At 66.7% G+C, this 17,824-nt stretch carries 16 protein-coding genes; 9 read left to right on the top strand and 7 right to left on the bottom strand.

Annotated elements, in window-relative coordinates:
- Window positions 1–151: 151 nt before the first annotated feature.
- Both uvrA and GPX89_RS38960 read left to right on the top strand, forming a co-directional pair.
- Window positions 152–3,151 (top strand): excinuclease ABC subunit UvrA, encoded by a 3,000-nt coding sequence (uvrA, locus tag GPX89_RS38965; RefSeq protein ID WP_328602814.1) that lies wholly within the window; start codon window positions 152–154, stop codon window positions 3,149–3,151.
- 220 nt (window positions 3,152–3,371) lie between these two features.
- Window positions 3,372–3,857 carry a RidA family protein gene (locus GPX89_RS38960; protein ID WP_157392766.1) on the top strand — a complete coding sequence of 162 codons (486 nt, stop codon included), beginning with the start codon at window positions 3,372–3,374 and terminating at the stop codon, window positions 3,855–3,857.
- Between the two features lie 44 nt (window positions 3,858–3,901).
- On the opposite strand, the gene GPX89_RS38955 is transcribed toward GPX89_RS38960, so the two are convergent.
- Window positions 3,902–4,660, bottom strand: coding sequence for a TetR family transcriptional regulator (locus GPX89_RS38955; RefSeq protein WP_328602813.1), 759 nt, complete (start codon window positions 4,658–4,660; stop codon window positions 3,902–3,904).
- A 92-nt stretch (window positions 4,661–4,752) separates the two neighbouring features.
- Here GPX89_RS38955 and GPX89_RS38950 point away from each other — a divergent pair, with 92 nt between their 5' ends.
- Window positions 4,753–5,973 carry an FAD-dependent monooxygenase gene (locus tag GPX89_RS38950; protein WP_157392765.1) on the top strand — a complete coding sequence of 407 codons (1,221 nt, stop codon included), beginning with the start codon at window positions 4,753–4,755 and terminating at the stop codon, window positions 5,971–5,973.
- 63 nt (window positions 5,974–6,036) lie between these two features.
- Here the strand turns inward: GPX89_RS38950 and GPX89_RS38945 are convergent, their stop codons facing one another.
- From GPX89_RS38945 to GPX89_RS38925, 5 genes are all read right to left on the bottom strand, one after another.
- Window positions 6,037–7,980 (bottom strand): ATP-binding cassette domain-containing protein, encoded by a 1,944-nt coding sequence (locus GPX89_RS38945; protein WP_157392764.1) that lies wholly within the window; start codon window positions 7,978–7,980, stop codon window positions 6,037–6,039.
- Between the two features lie 32 nt (window positions 7,981–8,012).
- A complete protein-coding gene (locus GPX89_RS38940) occupies window positions 8,013–9,191 on the bottom strand; it encodes a type III polyketide synthase (protein ID WP_157392888.1) in 1,179 nt (392 codons plus the stop codon).
- A 133-nt stretch (window positions 9,192–9,324) separates the two neighbouring features.
- Window positions 9,325–10,833 carry a fatty acid desaturase gene (locus GPX89_RS38935; protein ID WP_157392763.1) on the bottom strand — a complete coding sequence of 503 codons (1,509 nt, stop codon included), beginning with the start codon at window positions 10,831–10,833 and terminating at the stop codon, window positions 9,325–9,327.
- A gap of 276 nt (window positions 10,834–11,109) precedes the next feature.
- The gene (locus tag GPX89_RS38930; RefSeq protein ID WP_198347795.1) at window positions 11,110–11,943 is read right to left on the bottom strand and encodes an LppX_LprAFG lipoprotein; all 834 of its coding nucleotides are present in this window, start codon (window positions 11,941–11,943) and stop codon (window positions 11,110–11,112) included.
- A gap of 304 nt (window positions 11,944–12,247) precedes the next feature.
- Window positions 12,248–12,949 carry an alpha/beta fold hydrolase gene (locus GPX89_RS38925; protein WP_157392761.1) on the bottom strand — a complete coding sequence of 234 codons (702 nt, stop codon included), beginning with the start codon at window positions 12,947–12,949 and terminating at the stop codon, window positions 12,248–12,250.
- A gap of 128 nt (window positions 12,950–13,077) precedes the next feature.
- Between GPX89_RS38925 and GPX89_RS38920 the strand changes: the two genes are divergently transcribed.
- On the top strand, window positions 13,078–13,914 hold the full coding sequence (locus GPX89_RS38920; RefSeq protein WP_157392760.1) for a class I SAM-dependent methyltransferase: 837 nt from the start codon (window positions 13,078–13,080) through the stop codon (window positions 13,912–13,914).
- A gap of 5 nt (window positions 13,915–13,919) precedes the next feature.
- A complete protein-coding gene (locus tag GPX89_RS38915) occupies window positions 13,920–14,561 on the top strand; it encodes a TetR/AcrR family transcriptional regulator (protein ID WP_157392759.1) in 642 nt (213 codons plus the stop codon).
- Between the two features lie 130 nt (window positions 14,562–14,691).
- Here the strand turns inward: GPX89_RS38915 and GPX89_RS38910 are convergent, their stop codons facing one another.
- Entirely contained in the window at window positions 14,692–15,060 is a 369-nt protein-coding gene (locus GPX89_RS38910) for a DUF1844 domain-containing protein (RefSeq protein WP_157392887.1), read from the bottom strand.
- Between the two features lie 346 nt (window positions 15,061–15,406).
- Between GPX89_RS38910 and infC the strand changes: the two genes are divergently transcribed.
- From infC to GPX89_RS38890, 4 genes are all read left to right on the top strand, one after another.
- A complete protein-coding gene (gene infC, locus GPX89_RS38905) occupies window positions 15,407–16,105 on the top strand; it encodes a translation initiation factor IF-3 (RefSeq protein ID WP_157392886.1) in 699 nt (232 codons plus the stop codon).
- Between the two features lie 64 nt (window positions 16,106–16,169).
- Window positions 16,170–16,364, top strand: coding sequence for a 50S ribosomal protein L35 (rpmI, locus tag GPX89_RS38900; RefSeq protein WP_033090982.1), 195 nt, complete (start codon window positions 16,170–16,172; stop codon window positions 16,362–16,364).
- Window positions 16,365–16,500: 136 nt separating this feature from the next.
- Window positions 16,501–16,881: a 50S ribosomal protein L20 gene (rplT, locus tag GPX89_RS38895; protein WP_328602812.1), complete on the top strand. Its 381-nt coding sequence runs from the start codon at window positions 16,501–16,503 to the stop codon at window positions 16,879–16,881.
- A gap of 98 nt (window positions 16,882–16,979) precedes the next feature.
- Window positions 16,980–17,783, top strand: coding sequence for a TrmH family RNA methyltransferase (locus GPX89_RS38890; RefSeq protein WP_157392758.1), 804 nt, complete (start codon window positions 16,980–16,982; stop codon window positions 17,781–17,783).
- The last annotated feature ends 41 nt before the right edge of the window (window positions 17,784–17,824 follow it).

Here is a 17,824-nt window from a genome sequence, read left to right as displayed (position 1 = left end):
CAACCGCCGGCACGGGTTGCCAACGTCAACGGCTCTCTGCCGCCCGCTGAAGGCGCGGAGAGGCGGAGCTGCGTAACCAAACTTGTCGGTGGGTGCCCCTAGCATGGCGTCGGGGGTAAGTCTGGATGCTGAAACGTTGGAAGGATGGCCAGTGGCGGATCGCCTGACGGTGCGCGGAGCGCGGGAGCACAACCTCAAAGGGGTCGATCTCGACCTACCCCGCGACAGTCTCATCGTTTTCACTGGTCTGTCCGGGTCCGGTAAATCCTCGCTGGCCTTCGACACGATCTTCGCGGAGGGACAGCGCCGGTATGTGGAATCGCTGTCGGCGTACGCGCGGCAGTTCCTCGGCCAGATGGACAAGCCGGATGTGGACTTCATCGAGGGTCTGTCCCCGGCGGTGTCCATCGACCAGAAGTCGACCAACCGCAATCCGCGGTCCACGGTCGGCACCATCACCGAGGTCTACGACTACCTGCGTCTGCTGTTCGCGCGCGCGGGCACCCCGCACTGCCCGGTCTGCGGGCATCTGATCGCCAAGCAGTCGCCGCAGCAGATCGTGGACCAGGTGCTGGCCATGGAGGAGGGCACCAAGTTCCAGGTCCTCGCGCCCGTGGTGCGCACCCGCAAGGGCGAATTCGTGGACCTGTTCGAGTCGCTGAATTCGCAGGGCTATTCGCGGGTCCGGGTCGACGGCGTGGTGCATCCGCTGAACGACCCGCCCAAGCTGAAGAAGCAGGAGAAGCACGATGTCGAGGTGGTCGTGGACCGCCTCACCGTGAAGCCGAGTTCCAAACAGCGCCTGACCGATTCGATCGAGACCGCCCTGCGGCTGGCCGACGGCATCGTGGTGCTGGACTTCGTGGATCGCGACGAGCACGCCCACGATCGGGAGCGGCGCTTCTCCGAGCGGCTGGCCTGCCCGAACGGGCACCCCCTGGACATCGAGGATCTGGAACCGCGTTCGTTCTCCTTCAACTCGCCCTACGGCGCGTGCCCGGATTGCACCGGTTTGGGTATTCGCAAGGAGGTCGATCCGGATCTCGTTGTGCCGGACCCGGATCTGAGCCTCAACGACGGCGCGATCGCGCCGTGGTCGCGCGGGCAGACCGCCGAATACTTCACCCGCCTGCTGTCGGGTCTGGCCGAGGCCATCGGTTTCTCCATGGACACGCCGTGGAGCCAGCTGCCGCTCAAGGCGCGCAAGGCGGTGCTCGAGGGCAGCTCCGAGCAGGTGCACGTCTCCTACACCAACCGCTACGGCCGCAAGCGTTCGTACTACGCCGATTTCGAGGGCGTGATGCCGTTCCTGCAGCGGCGCATGGATGCCACCGAGTCGGAGGCGATGAAGGAGCACTACGACGGGTACATGCGGGACATCCCGTGCCCCGTCTGCAATGGTGCCCGGCTGCGGCCGGAGATTCTCGCCGTCACGCTGTCGGCGGGCACGGAACGCATGTCGATCGCGGATCTGGCGGATCTGTCGATCGGCGACGCGGCCAAGTTCCTCAACACCCTGACACTCGACGAGCGTCAGGCGGCCATTGCCGCGCAGGTGATCAAGGAGATTCAGGCGCGCCTGGGCTTCCTGCTCGATGTCGGCCTGCAGTACCTGACGCTCTCGCGGGCGGCGGCCACCCTCTCCGGCGGTGAGGCCCAGCGCATTCGCCTGGCCACGCAGATCGGTTCCGGACTGGTGGGTGTCCTGTATGTGCTGGACGAGCCGTCCATCGGCCTGCACCAGCGCGATAACCGGCGATTGATCGAAACCCTCACGCGCCTCAAGAGTCTCGGCAATACGCTCATCGTGGTCGAGCACGACGAGGACACCATTCACGCCTCGGACTGGGTGGTCGACATCGGCCCGCTCGCCGGTGAGCACGGCGGTCAGGTCGTGTACTCGGGTCCCTACGAGGGGCTGCTGAAGGACAAGAATTCCCTCACGGGCGCCTACCTTTCCGGCCGCGAGCAGATCGAGGTGCCGCTGGTGCGGCGGCCGATCGACAAGAAGAAGCAGCTCACGGTGGTGGGCGCGGTCGAGCACAACCTCAAGAACATCGACGTGAGTTTCCCGCTGGGCGTGCTCACCTCGATCACCGGCGTCTCCGGCTCGGGCAAGTCGACGCTGGTCAACGACATCCTGGCGACCGTTCTGCAGAACAAGCTGAACGGCGCGCGCCAGGTCCCCGGCCGCCACACCCGCGTCAACGGCCTCGACCACCTGGACAAGCTGGTCCAGGTCGACCAGTCGCCCATCGGCCGCACCCCGCGCTCGAACCCGGCCACCTACACCGGCGTCTTCGACAAGATCCGCACCCTGTTCGCCGCCACCACCGAGGCCAAGGTTCGCGGCTACCAGCCCGGCCGCTTCTCCTTCAATGTGAAGGGCGGCCGCTGCGAGGCGTGCTCCGGCGACGGCACGCTCAAGATCGAAATGAACTTCCTCCCCGACGTTTACGTCCCCTGCGAGGTCTGCCACGGCGCGCGCTACAACCGCGAGACCCTGGAAGTCCACTACAAGGGCAAGACGATCGCCGAAGTCCTGGACATGCCGATCGAGGAAGCCGCCGACTTCTTCGAGCCGGTCACCTCGATCCACCGCTACCTCAAGACGTTGGTGGACGTCGGTCTCGGCTACGTACGCCTGGGCCAGTCCGCGCCGACCCTCTCCGGCGGTGAGGCCCAGCGCGTGAAGCTGGCCGCCGAACTCCAGAAGCGCTCGACCGGCCGCACCATCTACATCCTCGACGAGCCCACCACCGGCCTGCACTTCGAGGACATCCGCAAACTGCTCACCGTCATCAACGGCCTGGTGGACAAGGGCAACTCGGTCATCGTCATCGAGCACAACCTGGATGTCATCAAGACCTCCGACTGGGTCATCGACATGGGCCCCGAGGGCGGCTCCGGCGGCGGCACTGTCATCGCCCAGGGCACCCCGGAAGACATTGCGGCCGTTGCGGAAAGCTACACCGGCCAGTTCCTGAAGGACGTCCTCGCCTCGTCTCCCGCCACCCTCGCCGAACCCGAACCGGCGAAGAAGGCAGCCAAGAAGGCCCCCGCCAAAAAGGCCGCCGCGAAGACCGACGCCCAGACGGCCGCCGCCAAGAAGGCAGCCGCCGCCCGCCGCAAGGCAGCCGCCCTCCGCTGACCGTCCGTCAAGTTCGTTGAGTGGCACACCAGCGAGGGGGAAACAGACAAACCCCTCACTGGTGTGCCACTCAACATTCGGGCGCGGCTGGAACACGACAACTCGGGCAAAACGCCGGGATGTCAACGCTGGTCGTGCCTCGAGGGGGCTGGAAGCTGGGCGTGTGCGCTCGCGTTGTTCGTTCGGCGTGCCATTATTCAAATGGTTGAAGGGGTAGGTCATGAGTGTGATCGCGGATCGGTTGACGGAGTTGGGGATCCAGTTGCCGCCGGTCGTGAAGCCACCGCCCGGGCTGAATGTCCCGTTTGCTTGGGTTCGGGTGTCGGGACGTCGCGTTCTGGTCTCCGGGCACGGTGCGCTCACCTCGGACGGCCGTCCCGCCGGTCCGTTCGGGAAGGTGCCGAGTGCGGTGTCCCCGGCCGCGGCGGCCGAATCCGCCCGTGGCGCCGCGCTGGCGATGATCGCCGCGCTCGAGGTCGAACTGGGCGACCTGGACCGGATCTCGGCCTGGCTCATGGTCAACGGCATGGTGAACGCCGACCACGGTTTCGCCGGGACCACCACCGTCATCAACGGCTTCTCGGACGTGATCCTGGACGTCTTCGGCCATGAGATCGGTCGTCACGCCCGCACCGCGCTCGGCTTCACCACGCTGCCGCTCGGCTATTGCGTCACCGTCGCAGCGGAATTGGAGATCAACGCCTGACGGGTTCGCGGCGATGCGCGTCTCGTCTCACAAATGTCTCATAATCACGCGTCGGCGTTATCGCCCGCCGCGGTGAGATGCCGGTAGACGGTCGCGCGGGACACCCCCAGTTCGGCGGCGATCTCATCGACCGCGTAGTCGCCGGAATCGCGCATGCGGCGGGCGGATTCCACCATCGCCGCGGTCATCGCCCCGGGACGCCCGCGATTCGGCCGACGGTGCGGAGTCTCGGCCGGGCGGTGGCCGCGATGCTCGCTGCGCGGGGGCCGAGGGGTGTCCAGGAGTCGTTGCGCTCCATCGAGAATCGCCTCCCGCAATTCCGCCGCCGGATGGTCGGCGAAGATGACGACCGGATCGCTGAGCGCGGCGTACACCTGCGCGGCCCGCACTCGCTCGGCGAAGCCGGCCTCGGGCCCGGCGATCAGATCTTGCGCGGTCAGGGCGATGTCGCGCAGCCGCGCGTAGGTCGCGTCGTCGGCGGACAGCGCCTGATCCTGCATCTGCATGCGCAGCAATGCCGAATGCCGCAGCCAGATGTCCAGGAGGCCCTCCAGTACGGCCCAGCGCCGCGCGGGCGGATCCGGGAGGCGTCGCACCGATTCCAGCAGGGCCCCGCTATCGGCCAGCAGCGGTTCGACCAGGGCGGCGACGATATCGCTCTTGCTCGGGAAGTGGTAGAGCACAGCGGTTTTCGTCAGGCTGACCTGCTCGGCGATCTCCCGCACCGACACGGCGTGGTAGCCGCGCTCGGCGAACAGGGTGAGCGCGGTCTTCAGGATTCGGGCTCGCGAATCATCGGTCACGGTACCGATCCTACCCCTTGACTGACCGTCGGTCAGGGGCTTATCGTTGAGCTCTGACCGTTGGTCAGTCTTTTTGAGATAGGGAGAGTATCATGCGTAACGAGCGGATTCTGATTTCCGGTGCCGGTATCGCAGGCCTGACGCTGGCGTATTGGCTTGCCCGCCACGGCTTCCGGCCGACCGTGATCGAGCGGTCGCCCCGGCTCCGAACCGGCGGTCAGGGCGTGGACATTCGTGAACAGGCCATCGACGTGGTCGAGAGGATGGGCATCCTGGCGCGGGTGCGCGAGGTCGCCGCCGATGTGGCCGGAATGCGATTCGTCCGCTCCGACGGCAGCGAGATCGCCCGCATCGACACCGACGGCATCAAGGAAAGGAACGGCAGCGCCGAGGTGGAGATCATGCGCGGTGATCTGGTGCGGATCCTGCACGACGCCACCGCCGACAGCGTCGAGTACCTCTTCGGTGACTCCATCGAGGCGCTCGAGCAGGACGAGGACGGCGTCACCGTCACTTTCGCGCACGCGCCGGTGCGACGCTTCGACCTGGTGATCGGCGCCGACGGCCTGCACTCGGCGGTCCGCCGGCTGGCCTTCGGCCCGGAATCGGAGTTCGTGCGGTACATGAACCACTACTTCGCCTTCGGCAACGCCGACGCGGCACTGGGTCCCGACCGGGCGGTCACGGTGTTCAACACCCCCGGCCGGATGAGCGGGATCTACCGCTCCGGCAACCACCCGCAGGCCAAGGCCTACTTCATGTTCCGCAGCCCCCAACGCGATATCGACCTGCGCGACCAACAGGCCGCACGGGCGCTGCTGTCAACGGAGTTCGGTGACGAAACCGCCTGGCACACAGCGGACTTGCTCGACGGCGTGCTCGCCGACCCGGACGCCTACATCGACGCGCTGGGTCAGGTCCGCATGGACTCGTGGTCCGTGGGCCGGATCGCGCTGGTCGGCGACGCCGCCTACTGCGCCTCCCCGGTCTCGGGCGCCGGCGCGGAGATCGCATTGACCGGGGCCTACCGGCTCGCCGGCGAGCTCGCGGCCGCCGGTGGCGATCACCGCGTCGGATTCCAGCGCTATGAGCTATCCCAGCGCCCGCTGATCGACCGCAAACAGCAGATCGGGCCCAATCTGCGTCTGATGGTGCCCAAGTCGCGTCTCGGCATGACCGTGCGCAACACCATCACCCGCCTGCCGCTGCTGGAATCGCTGGCCGGGATGGAACGCATCATGTCTCCGAAAGCCGGTGAGAGCCTTCCCGACTACGCCCCGGCCGCCGATGTGGACGAGAGCCGCGTCGACTGAGCCGTTCCATCGGCGACGAAAGGCCCCGCACCGAAATCGGTGCGGGGCCTTGGTTTTTCGTCGCTACTCGGCAGCCGCCAAGGGCGGGCTGAGCTCCTTGACCTCGGCGATGCGGCCGAAGTCGAGTTTGACGATCTGGTCGGCGCAGTCGAAGTAGCGGTCGTCGTGGGTGATGACGATGACCGTCTTGCCGCGTTCCTTGAGGTTCACGATGATCTCGCGGTAGAAGACATCGCGGAACTTCGGCTCCTGGTCGGCGGCCCATTCGTCGAACATGTAGATCGGGCGGTCCTCGAGCAGGGCGGTCAACAGCGCCAGGCGCTTTCGCTGGCCCTGGGACAGTGCCACGGTCGACAGGCGGCCGTTCTCCACGGTGACCTTGTGGTCGATCTGCAGTTCCTTCAGGTACTTACGGACTTCGTCGTCGATGCCCTCGTCGAAGCCCAGGTAGTCCTCGAACAGGTGGAAGTCGGTGAAGACCGCCGACGAGTTCTGGCGGAACCACTCGATGTTCTCGTGGTCGATCCGCTCGCCGTTGAGCGACAGGTGGCCGTTCTGCGGGACGTAGAGACCCGTGATCAGTTTGGCCAGCGTCGATTTGCCGCTGCCGTTGCCGCCCACGATGAACGTGATCTGTCCGGGTTCGAAGGTCAGGTCCAGCGGGCCGAGGTGGAAGCCGGTGCCGTCGGCTTCGGGCGGGCTCATCGGCGCGCCCGCGCCCATCGGGACCGGGCGTCCGTCGTGGCCCGCATGGTCGACGAACCTGTGGCCGTTGACATCCGGGCGATCGCCGCCGGGCCGCGGGCCGTGCCCGGGCGGGGGACCGCCGGGGCGTCCGCCGGGCGGATGCGGTCCGGGTCGTCCGCCCACGGGCGCACCGGGTGCCCCGGGTCGCCCGGCCCCACCCGGGTGCGGCCGCGCACCGCCACCCGGGTGAGCTCCGGTTCCGGGCGGCGGACCACCCGGCACTGGCGGAAACGCCGGCGGCGCTTCGGTCAGGTAGTTGTAGCTGACGTCATTGAGTTCCAGCCGCGCTGCGGTGGCGGCCGGTCGCTCGGTGTAGGGCAGCGTGGACTCGTCGTGCGCGGTCTGGATGGACAGATTCAGCGAGCGGATCTTGGCCAGCGCCACGTCACCGCGCAGCAGATCGGGAATGCGGTGCATGAAGTTCTGCATGGGCATCGACAGGAACGTAGTGACCAGGACATAGCCGACCATGGTGTTCTGCGGCAGGTTCAGCGCCCGCGCCAGGCCGAACAGGATCAGGGCCATGGTGCCCAGCTGCAGCAGCTGGCCGAAGCCCTGCGCGAAGGTGAATTTCGAACCGGCGTCGACATTCTGGACGCGCAGCTTCTCGGCCGAGCCGAGCAGGTGCTTGTCCATGAAGTCGGCGCGCCGCCCGCGGTGCAGCTTGAGCTCCTTGATGCCCAGCGACACCTCCTGGAAGGACCGCAGCAGGCCGTCCTCGTTCTCGCGGGCCTCCTTGTAGAGGTGCCGCACCTTCTTGAGAACCGTTTCGACACAGCCGATTCCGAGCAGCGTGCCCGCGACCGTGGTGGCGAAGATCGGGCCGGACACGATCGCCAGGAACACGAAGCACCCGATGATCGTCGCCAGGTCGATGCAGATGCTCGGAATGGCCGTGACCGCCTGCGACAGTGACCGCACGTCCTCGGTCAGGGTCGCGATCAGGCGGTGCTGCCCGAGCCGCTCGAGGTGCTCGAGCGGCGCGGACACGATTTTCGCGCTCAGGTCCGCCCGCAGGCGGTAGATCGCTTCCTGGGCGAGCCGGATCAGCAGCACCTGCGAGATCACGCCGCTGATCAGGATGACCAGCGCGGTCGCCACGAATGCCTGAACCGTAACGCCCGGATGCGGTTCCGGTGACACCACTCCCCGAATCAATGTCACCAGGTAGGTATTGGCCGCACCGCAGACGAGACCGGAGGCGATGACGCCCGCGATCCGCATCCACGAAATGGAGATGAGGAATCTGATGAGTTGCATGACTGCTGAGCCTTCTCGGAGGGACTACCGGATCACGGACGGATGATGTCGAAGAGCACGCCCTCGAGGGTGACACCCGGCGCGAACGAGAACGCCACACCCGTCGAGATCGGCTCGGTGGCCTGCTGCGCGATCATCTGCTCGAGCACGAAGATCAGCGAGACGCTGAGCATGTTGCCGTATTCGGCGAGCACGTCCCAGCTGGTCGCCGCCTGCTCCGAACCCAGGCCGAGCGAGCGCACCGATTCCTCGATGATCTTCGGGCCACCCGGGTGGATCGCCCACAGATCGATGTCGGACTTGGCCATGCCGTGCCGCTCGAGCACCCCGGTGATCACCGGATCGACCCCGCGCAGAATGTACTGCGGCAGGTTCTCCGACAGCTCGCAGGTGATGCCGTTGTCGTTGACGCCCAGGACGATTCCGTCCTCCGCGTCGTCGAACAGGTAGCTGAAGCTGTCGCGGATGACCACGGAGCCGGCGGGCAGCTCGCGCTGCGGGTTGCTCGCCCCGATGACCACCGCGCCGCAGCCGTCACCGAAGAGGCTGTGGATGATGACATCGTTGATGTTGTCGTCGAACACGGCGTTCACCGAGCTCAGCTCGATGCAGATGACCAGCGCCTTCTTGTCCGGGTGCGCCCGGACGAAATCCACCGCGGCGCGCATCGAGTTCATCGCGGCCGCACAGCCCATGAAGTTCACGATGACGCGGTTGACGGCCTTGGACAAGCCCAGCTGCTTCACCACGGCCACATCCACGCCGGGCGCGATGAAACCGGTGCTGGTGGCGAAGACCAGCATGCCGATCTCCTCGGCCGGGTTCTCCAGATGCTCGATCGCGCGGCCGGCCACATCCACGGCCAGCGGCACCGCGTGGTCGTAGAAGGTGTTCATCCGGCCCCGGATGGTCCCGACTTCCTTGCTGTAGGAGAGGAATTCGGGATCGATCGGGTCGACCGCCAGATGCCGGGTGGTGATCCGGGTCTTCTGGTAGATCCGCGGGATCCGGGCCTGCTGGACCGGATCGCTGAACAGTTCCGCCACCTGAGCGGCGGCATCCGCCTGCGAGAAGATCTGGGTGGGCGAACCGGTGGCGATGCTCTCGATCACGCCGACGGTGGTCGGCGGGGTCGGGGGCAACGGGGTGGGCGCGAAATCGTAACCGGGTTCGCCTCCCACGAACCGGGTCGCGGCCTCGGGCCGGGGCATCGCTGCCGACGTGGGCAGAGCGCCCCCTTCATCAATGGTGATAGACACGAAATACTCCCCTCGTTTTTCACAATGACGACCCGCGGTGCGGTCGGCGCATGTTTCGAACGCACCGCGGTTCAATGGAATCGGTTCAGACCGTTCCGATTCCGGTGAAGCCCTGAACCGTGTAGACGGCGCAGGTCTTCAGGGCAAGCGGCGAGAAGTGTTCCTTCACGAACCCCCACTTGCGCTCCACCGCGTCGTCGGACGGCGCGAGAATGTAGGTGCGGATCTGCTTGGGGAACCGGTCGGTAAAGAAGCTCTTGGCCGGCAGCCACTCCACCCCGAACTTGGCCGACTCCTCGCGGAGCACGTCCTCGGTCGCAATGTTCGCGAATCCGCTTCGCTGGTAAGGCAATACGTGGTGCACCCGGTGCGAGCTCAGGCCCGCGGACAGGAAGCAGTCGATGTAGCGGTTGCCGACCACCTTGAGGTCGTAGGCCTGCTCGATCTGGTCGACGCCCCAGTCCTCGGTGTTGTGCTCGAGCTCCTCGGACTCCACCTCGAAGTCGTGGCTGGCCACCACCAGGAAGGTCGAGACCCACAGCGTGATCACGAATTGCAGTGCCCAGGCCCAGAAGTCGCCCGCCACGATGAACGCGATCATCTCGCCCAGCAGCAGGAACCGCACACCGAAGGAGCCGATGAAGTGCGGCAGCGCCCCACCCCAGGTGCCGTACATGTCCTTGATGCCGACCTTGCGGGTGAGCCGGCAGACATCGAGCAGACGCATCAGCATGCCGGTCACGGTGTGGCCGAACTTGTGCACGGTGTGGACCGGCACCCGGTACAGCCGCGGGATCCGCATCATCATGGTGAAGACGTTCTTCTTGATGTCGACTTCACTCTGGGTGTGCGGGTGGTGCAGCAGCGCGTGGCCGTCCGCGGTCACGAAAGCCAGTGCGACGTAATTGAAGTCGAAGGCATTCGTGTAGATCTTGTTCATGCCCTTCTGGGCCCGGTGGATGGCGTAGTGCCCGAAACCGGCCAGGCCGCTGCGCAGCAGCACCATGGCGATCACGAACACCGGCAGCGGCATCCAGCTGCGCTCGAACAGCCGCAGCCCCTGCACCGCGAAGTACGCCACCGCCAGCAGGGCCACCACGATGTTGAAGTAGGTGTCCATGCGGCGGATCCGCGCGGCCAGCTCGGGTTCCTTCAGACGCGCCTTCACCTTGTGTAGGAGGTCGTCCTTGTTGTCGAAGCTGAACTTCGGGGTGTCGCGCCAGCTGTCGAAGCCCTCGTTGAAGAGGAAGGCGGGCGCGTTGGCCTTGGGGTGGATGTCCTCGGGCAGTGCGTCGCGATCCAGCGAGTACTTCTTCAGGATGCGGCCGATGGCCTCCGGATTCTTGTGATACGAACCGACGATCGAGGTGATGTCGCGGTTCTTGGTCCGGCCGATGAAGAACTCACCGCCGGGATGCTTGGAAATCCAGTCGCTGAGGTCGTAGGCTTTGCCGTTGTAGACCCAGACATTGGAAATCGGCGGTGGGCCGTCGAGCGGGGGGCGGCGAAATTCACCCTCGGGTTGGTTTTGCTGGCCCTCGGGCTGTGTTTGCCGTTCGATCGGCGCTTCGGTTTCCTGGCGTTCGATCGTCATGTCATCCCTCCACACGCAGGCCCGACGTTGAACTTTCAGACGAAATCGTCGTTGCTGCGCCTTGCATTTCACTGAACAATCTCTTAAGCGATCAAGCTGCGGTAGCTGCGGACTAACCAGCTCGGCACTGATCTGTAATTCGTTGTGAACAACGGCATTTCAGCATCGAGGTGCTGAAATGCGAAAGCCGGTTCGGGGTAATGGACGACCGGCATTGCCGCCGTTACGTTTTCCCCGAACCGGCTTCGAACTCACATGGCAGGGTGGCGCGTGTTCTTAGCCGCCGGGCTTGGTGACGTGGACTTCCTTACCCCAGTTGGACAGGGTCACGGAGACATTGCCGGCGTCCTTGGTCACGATGGCGCGCACCAGGTTCGGGCCGGTGCCCGGCGAGGCGGCCGTGGACGGCAGCGTGGTGCCCGCGCCGCTCGGGGGAGCGACGTCCTGGATGTACAGGGTGATCGGGAAGGTACCGCCGTCCTTGCCGATCTGCGGCACGACCGGGTCGATGACGGAGGCGTCGATGGTGCCGGTGATCTTCACGACGTCGAGGCCGTTGAGCTTCTCACGGTCCACGGCCTTCGCGTCCTTCACCTGCGCGATGGCGTTGGCCAGGCCCTTGTCCTTGTCCAGGATGACGCCCGGATCGTAGATCTTCTCGGCGGGGCCGACCTTGGCGTACTTGCTGCCGTCGCCGGTGTAGAGGGTCTTGTCGACGACCAGGAACTTGGTGTCGGTGAAGTCGGGGTCGTCCTGCTTGACCTTGACCTTGGCCTCACCGATGGCCTGACCCGCGCCCTGCGGCTGGTTGGTGATGTCGGCCTTGATGCTCTCGAACGGGAGGTTCGGGATGCTGGTGACCTGGAGATCCGCGTGCACGGACTGCAGGGTCTGGGTGGTCTTGGCGGACTCGGCGACGATCTGCGCGCCGTCCGGCAGCTGCGACGGCGGGGCGGCCTGCGAGGTGGTCGCCTTGCTGTCCGAGCTGGAGGACGAGGAGCAGCCCGCAACCAGTGCGGCGACCGCGGCCGCGGCGATCACGATCGGTAGCGCGCCGCGCCGGATCCGGCTTCCGGACGTGCGGTTTCGTTGCGACATCAGTTCATTCATGTACAACCCCCGAAGTTTCCATTCGATCTCGTTGTGAGGACAGCCTTGCCGCTGCCCGTCGTAGTATGCAGTACTTCGCCCGCGTCCGCGTCGGACAAGGGCGATACTCCGGCATCCAACCAGCACCGCAATCGTGTCGCCAAGAATTTTGATCATTCGGCCGCGCAAGCGATTAGCCTGCAACCCTGAAATGGCGCACGTGGCAGCGACTGTTAACAGGTTGCCCGAGCTCGTAGCAAGCTGAGCGACTGCTTATCTGGATGCTGTTCCGTCGCTGACTATTTGCCAAAAAGTCGCTGAAAGTTCAACGACCGGCGGCCTCATGAATCAGCTCCGCCAGTTCGGCCGGCTTCGACCACATCGGCCAGTGGCCGGTCGGTAGGTCCAGGTACTCGGCGTCGAGATCGCGCAGCTCCCGGAAGATCGGCACCTCCCCGGCATCGCGCAACCGCTGGACCAGTTCCGAGGGGTAGCTGCAGCAGATCACCGTGGTCGGAACCTTCAGTCGCGCAGCCGAATCGCTCAGCGTGACCGGACGTCCCGCTACCCCGGCCGGGACGGAGACCGCCCGCTCGCGGAAGCGGGCCAGCGTCGGCTCGTCCAGCCCGGCCAGGCTGTTGCCCATGTCCTCGACCTCTTTCCAGGTCTGCGGCAACGGGAAATCCGGCACATCGCCGAGTGCCGGAATCAGGGTGTGTCCCTCCGGGATGGGGGCGCTGTCGGCGTAGACGACCCGCGAAAAGCGCTCGGGCGCCAGGCCGGTCGCCATGTACGCGGCCGCGCCGCCGCCCGAATGAGCGACCAGGACCGCCGACTCCCCGGCCGCGTCGACGATCGCCCGCGCCTGGGTCTCGAGGGTTGCCGACAGCCGATCCGGATCGTCGGGATCCAATCCCGGCAGCGTCAGCGCCGTCACCTCGTCCCCGAACGATCGAAGCTGTTCGGCCACTTCGTCCCACGCCCATGCCCCCAGCCAAAACCCGGGGACCAGCAGTATCCGTGCCATGTTCGGAAGCATCGCACATCGCGCCGACACTCAAAACCCGTGTGTCCTAGGGGGTCTTGACCCGATAGGGGAGTGCGGCGCATTATGAACACACGTTCATGAACTACTGTTCATATTAGGAGTCGATCATGACCGAAATCGTGAATACCGCTCAGTCCGAGGCCTGGAACGGCTACGAGGGCGAGCACTGGGCGGGCAACTACGACCGATACGACGCGGTGAACCATGGCTTCAACCAGCCTCTGCTGACCGCGGCCGGCGTCGCCGAGGGGGACCGCGTACTCGACATCGGTTGCGGCAATGGCCAATTGACGCGCGCGGCGGCCCGTCGGGCGTCCGGCGGTTCCGCGACGGGCATCGACCTCTCGGGTCCGATGCTCGCCCGCGCCCGCGAACTCGCCGCTACCGAAGCCGTCCCGAACGTGTCCTTCGAACAGGGCGACGCCCAGATCCACCCGTTCCCCGCCGGCGCGTTCGACGCCGCCCTCAGCCGCTTCGGCATCATGTTCTTCGCCGACCCCACCGTCGCCTTCGCCAATATCGCCCGGGCCCTGCGCCCAGGCGGACGCCTCGCCTTCGTCGCCATGCCGCCCATGCCCGGCACCGACCTCGGCGCGGTATTCGGCGCCGCCGCAGCCCATCTCGACAACTTCGTCGTCAGCCCCGCCCAGGGCCCCTTCTCCGACCCCGACCGCATCCGATCCCTGCTGTCCGCAGCCGGTTTCACCGACATCGACGCCGAATACCGTGAGGCCGAAGGCATCTGGGGCCGAGACATCCCCGACGCCACCGAGTTCATCATGGGCTGGGGCCCGGTCCACTACCACCGCACGCTGGCCGGCTTCGCCACCGACGGCAAAGTCCGCCAGGCCGTCTCCGAAACCCTGACCACCTACGCCACCCCCGCGGGCGTCCGTCTGCGCGTAGCGGCCTGGCTGGTCACCGCCACCACCCCGCTACCGTAACCACCATGTCTCCACGAAAGGCGGCGGCGTTGCGGGGTTCCGACGACGGTCTGCGCGACCATCTCGTCGCCACCGCCCAGCGCCTCCTCGCCGAGCAGGGTGCGGCCGGTCTCACCGTCCGCGCCATCGCCCGCGCGGCGGGAGTGGCCGATGGCGTTCTCTACAACCACTTCTCTGACAAGGACGAACTGCTGGCCGCCGCCGTCGGCGCGCACGTCGCCGCCGCACACGCGGATCTGGGGACGCTCCCGGCGCCCGGCACGGCGACGGTCCGTCAGAACCTGGCTGTATACCTGCGCGCCGGTCTGACCCTGCACCGCGCCGTGCTCCCGGTCTTCGCCGGTCTGCTGGCCACACCTGCCGTATTGACTCGCTTCGCCGAATCCCGGGCCCGCGACGACGATTGGCGTGAACTGCTGGCCGCCTACCTGCGCGCCGAACGCGACCTGGGCCGCCTGGCCCCCGCCGCCGACACCGCCGCCGCGACCGCCGTGCTCGTCGGCATCTGCCACGACGTCGTCCTCACCGCCATGCTGCCCGGTGCCACATCGCCGCCCGGCGGGTCGAGCGTGGCGGTCGACGTGGACGCCGTCGATGTGGATGCCATCGTCGCGACCTTGCTGGCCGGGATCGCGCCGCCCGCCTGAGCGAGGATCGCCGGAATTCCACTCGGCCGCCATGCCCGGGAACGCCGGTGCCGCTCGGGCGTCCACGAAAACGGCCCGGGGCGAACCGTGTTCGGGTCGCTCCGGGCCGGAGTTTCGCGGAGGCGGCGGATCAGTAGACCGGGCCGGTGTACTTCTCGCCCGGGCCCGCGCCGGGGGCGTCGGGGTATTCCGAGGATTCGCGGAAGGCTCGCTGGAGGGATTGCAGACCCTCGCGGATGGGCCCGGCGTGGGGGCCGAGATATTCGACGGAGGCGGTGACGAGCCCGGCGAGGGCGGTGATGACGCGGCGGGCCTCGTCGAGGTCGAGGTGGGGGCTGGCCGACGGGTCGGCTTCGCCGAGGCCGAGCTTCTCGGCGGCGGAGCTCATCAGCATGACGGCGGCGCGGCTGATGACCTCGACCGCGGGGATGTCGGCCAGTTCGCGGACGACCTCACCGTCGATGAGGGCGGACTCCGATAGGGTCGCGTCGTCGTTCATGGTTGACTCGCTCATGGGGTAGAGCATGGCATCGGGCGGGTCGGCGCTGGTCCGCGGGGGCGGGCGATTCGGAGCTCACGGCTATCAGTGGTAGAGTCTTCCGCGACGACCGTCCCGGACTGATTCATGCAATCGACTCGGGGCATCAAGTGGAGCCCGACTCCCACCGTCAATCCGCTCTCGCAGCGAGGTTCGACGGTCCGGTCGCCCATCATTTGCTTGATGGGTTCTGCGCGTGGGTTTTTCCTGCGTGCGGTGCGATGCGACATGTTCGCGTCGAAGATCGGTCGACTCGGGCCCCGTGGTGGTGAAATACCAGCACGGGGCTTTCGTGTTGAAATTGGGGTTGCAGTTATTGCTTGCGGTCGTTGACGAACCGCTTGACCTAGGAGGCCCCATCAGCACTGAGACCCGCATCAACGATCGCATCCGCGTTCCCGAGGTCCGACTCATCGGACCGGGTGGCGAGCAGGTTGGGATCGTGCGTGTTGAAGATGCACTACGCGTCGCTCAGGAAGCTGACCTCGACCTGGTCGAGGTCGCCCCGGATGCACGCCCGCCGGTGTGCAAGATCATGGACTACGGCAAGTTCAAGTACGAGACCGCGCAGAAGGCGCGTGAGTCCCGGAAGAACCAGGTCCAGACCGTGATCAAGGAGCAGAAGCTCCGGCCGAAGATCGACGACCACGACTACGCGACCAAGCGCGGCCATGTGATGCGCTTCCTCGAGGCCGGGTCGAAGGTCAAGGTCACCATCATGTTCCGCGGTCGCGAGCAGTCGCGTCCGGAACTCGGCTTCCGGCTCCTGCAGCGACTGGCCGCCGATGTCGCCGACCTCGGTTTCGTCGAAACTTCGGCCAAGCAGGACGGCCGGAACATGACCATGGTCCTCGCGCCGCACAAGGGCGCGAAGACGCGGGTGAAGGCGCAGAACGACGCCAGCTCGCAGCAGCAGCGCAGCAGTGCGCCCGCTGCTCCGGCTGCCGAAGCCGCCCCGGCCGAGACGGCAGCCCCGGCTGCCGAAGCGGCCACCCCGCAGCAGTAATAACGAGAAGCTCCGAAGGCGTGCGGTATTCGCGCGCCCTCGGCACGACAGATATGAGGAATCCATGCCGAAGATGAAGAGCCACAGCGGCGCCTCGAAGCGATTCAAGGTGTCGGGCAGCGGCAAGCTGCTGCGTCAGCAGGCGAACCGTCGCCACCTGCTCGAGCACAAGCCGACCACCCGGACTCGTCGTCTGGACGGCGTGGAGGTCGTCGCGAAGGCGGACGTCGCTCGCGTCAAGAAGCTGCTCGCCAAGTAATTCGGGCCCAGCCAGGATTACGGCGGAGCCAGCCGCTAGCGATCCGTTCGCGGAACGCATAAACCGACTACCTCGGGCGCACGACATCGGGTCTCCGCGAGAAACCCAGCGCCCCTTACGAAACAAGGACTGACAAGTGGCACGCGTCAAAAGGGCCGTCAACGCTCAGAAGAAGCGCCGTTCCGTTCTCGAGGCCTCCAAGGGCTACCGCGGTCAGCGGTCGCGCCTGTACCGCAAGGCCAAGGAACAGCAGCTGCACTCGCTCACCTACGCCTACCGGGACCGCCGGGCGCGGAAGGGTGACTTCCGTCAGCTGTGGATCACTCGTATCAACGCCGCCGCGCGTCTGAACGACATGACCTACAACCGCTTCATGCAGGGCCTCAAGGCCGCCGGCATCGAGGTGGACCGCAAGATCCTGGCCGAGATCGCCGTCTCCGACGCCGAGGCCTTCGCCCAGCTGGTCGCCGCCGCCAAGGCTGCCCTGCCGGCCGACGTCAACGCCCCGGCCGCCTGATTCGGCCTGCGTGACACAGCAATACTCGAAACGACCCGCGACCGTGCTCCCCGAGCACAACTCGCGGGTCGTTCCGCGTCTACGAGGAGCAGGTGGTCATGAGCGCTGACGCCATCGACTGGCGTAATTCCCGCATCGTGTCGGCGGTCAAGCTGCACCGCAGCCCGGTGCGGCGCAAGACCGGCCTGTTCCTGGCCGAGGGCGCGAATTCGGTTGAGGCCGCGCTGGATACGGATCGCGTCGAGGAGCTGTTCTTCTCGTCCAAGGCCGCCGAACGCGAGCACGCGCTGGTGGCCGGTGCCGCCGCCCGCGGCGTGCGCACGACGCTGGTCAGCGACCGGGCCGCGGAGATGCTGGGGGAGACCGTGACTCCGCCGGGTCTGATCGCGGTCTGCCGGCACGTGGACGTGCCGCTGCGCGAGGTTCTCGATGCCGGGCCGCGCATGCTGGCCGTGCCGGTCGAGATCGCCGACCCCGGCAACGCGGGCACCCTCATCCGGGTGGCCGACGCGGTCGGCGCCGACGGTGTCGTACTTGCCGGTGATTCGGTGGACCCGCACAACGGCAAATGCGTACGCGCCTGTGCCGGAAGCCTTTTCCACGTTCCGGTGGCCCGCTCCCGCGACATCGACGCGACCCTGGACGCCCTGGAGGCGGCGGGCATCGCGATCCTCGCCACCACCGCCAAGGGCGAGGTCGACCTCGACGACGCCGACGACATCCTGCGCGGCCCGGTCGCCTGGCTGTTCGGCAACGAGGCCCACGGCCTGGACAAGGCCATCGCCGCCCGCGCCACCCACCGCGTCCGCATCCCCATCCACGGCCGCGCCGAGAGCCTGAATCTCGCTGCCGCCGCCGCGATCTGCCTCTACGCGAGCTCCCGCGTCCAGCACGGGAAATAGTCACCGCGCCGCTGATCGGCCGGGCGGTCGGGTCCGCTGCG

This window comes from Nocardia terrae (genome assembly GCF_009760405.1).
In the GTDB taxonomy this organism is placed as follows: Bacteria; Actinomycetota; Actinomycetes; order Mycobacteriales; family Mycobacteriaceae; genus Nocardia; species Nocardia terrae.
The sequence above is the reverse complement of the archived record's forward strand: the minus strand, read 5'-3'. Positions and strand labels throughout refer to the sequence as shown.

Coding starts and splice junctions, on each gene's coding strand:
- GPX89_RS38935 (WP_157392763.1), bottom strand. CDS start 10,833: ATGACGATCGAACGCCAGGAAACCGAAGCGCCGATCGAACGGCAAACA.
- GPX89_RS38950 (WP_157392765.1), top strand. CDS start 4,753: ATGCGTAACGAGCGGATTCTGATTTCCGGTGCCGGTATCGCAGGCCTG.
- GPX89_RS38945 (WP_157392764.1), bottom strand. CDS start 7,980: ATGCAACTCATCAGATTCCTCATCTCCATTTCGTGGATGCGGATCGCG.
- GPX89_RS38925 (WP_157392761.1), bottom strand. CDS start 12,949: ATGGCACGGATACTGCTGGTCCCCGGGTTTTGGCTGGGGGCATGGGCG.
- GPX89_RS38960 (WP_157392766.1), top strand. CDS start 3,372: ATGAGTGTGATCGCGGATCGGTTGACGGAGTTGGGGATCCAGTTGCCG.
- GPX89_RS38930 (WP_198347795.1), bottom strand. CDS start 11,943: ATGAATGAACTGATGTCGCAACGAAACCGCACGTCCGGAAGCCGGATC.
- GPX89_RS38915 (WP_157392759.1), top strand. CDS start 13,920: ATGTCTCCACGAAAGGCGGCGGCGTTGCGGGGTTCCGACGACGGTCTG.
- GPX89_RS38890 (WP_157392758.1), top strand. CDS start 16,980: ATGAGCGCTGACGCCATCGACTGGCGTAATTCCCGCATCGTGTCGGCG.
- rpmI (WP_033090982.1), top strand. CDS start 16,170: ATGCCGAAGATGAAGAGCCACAGCGGCGCCTCGAAGCGATTCAAGGTG.
- GPX89_RS38910 (WP_157392887.1), bottom strand. CDS start 15,060: ATGAACGACGACGCGACCCTATCGGAGTCCGCCCTCATCGACGGTGAG.
- GPX89_RS38940 (WP_157392888.1), bottom strand. CDS start 9,191: ATGCCCCGGCCCGAGGCCGCGACCCGGTTCGTGGGAGGCGAACCCGGT.
- GPX89_RS38920 (WP_157392760.1), top strand. CDS start 13,078: ATGACCGAAATCGTGAATACCGCTCAGTCCGAGGCCTGGAACGGCTAC.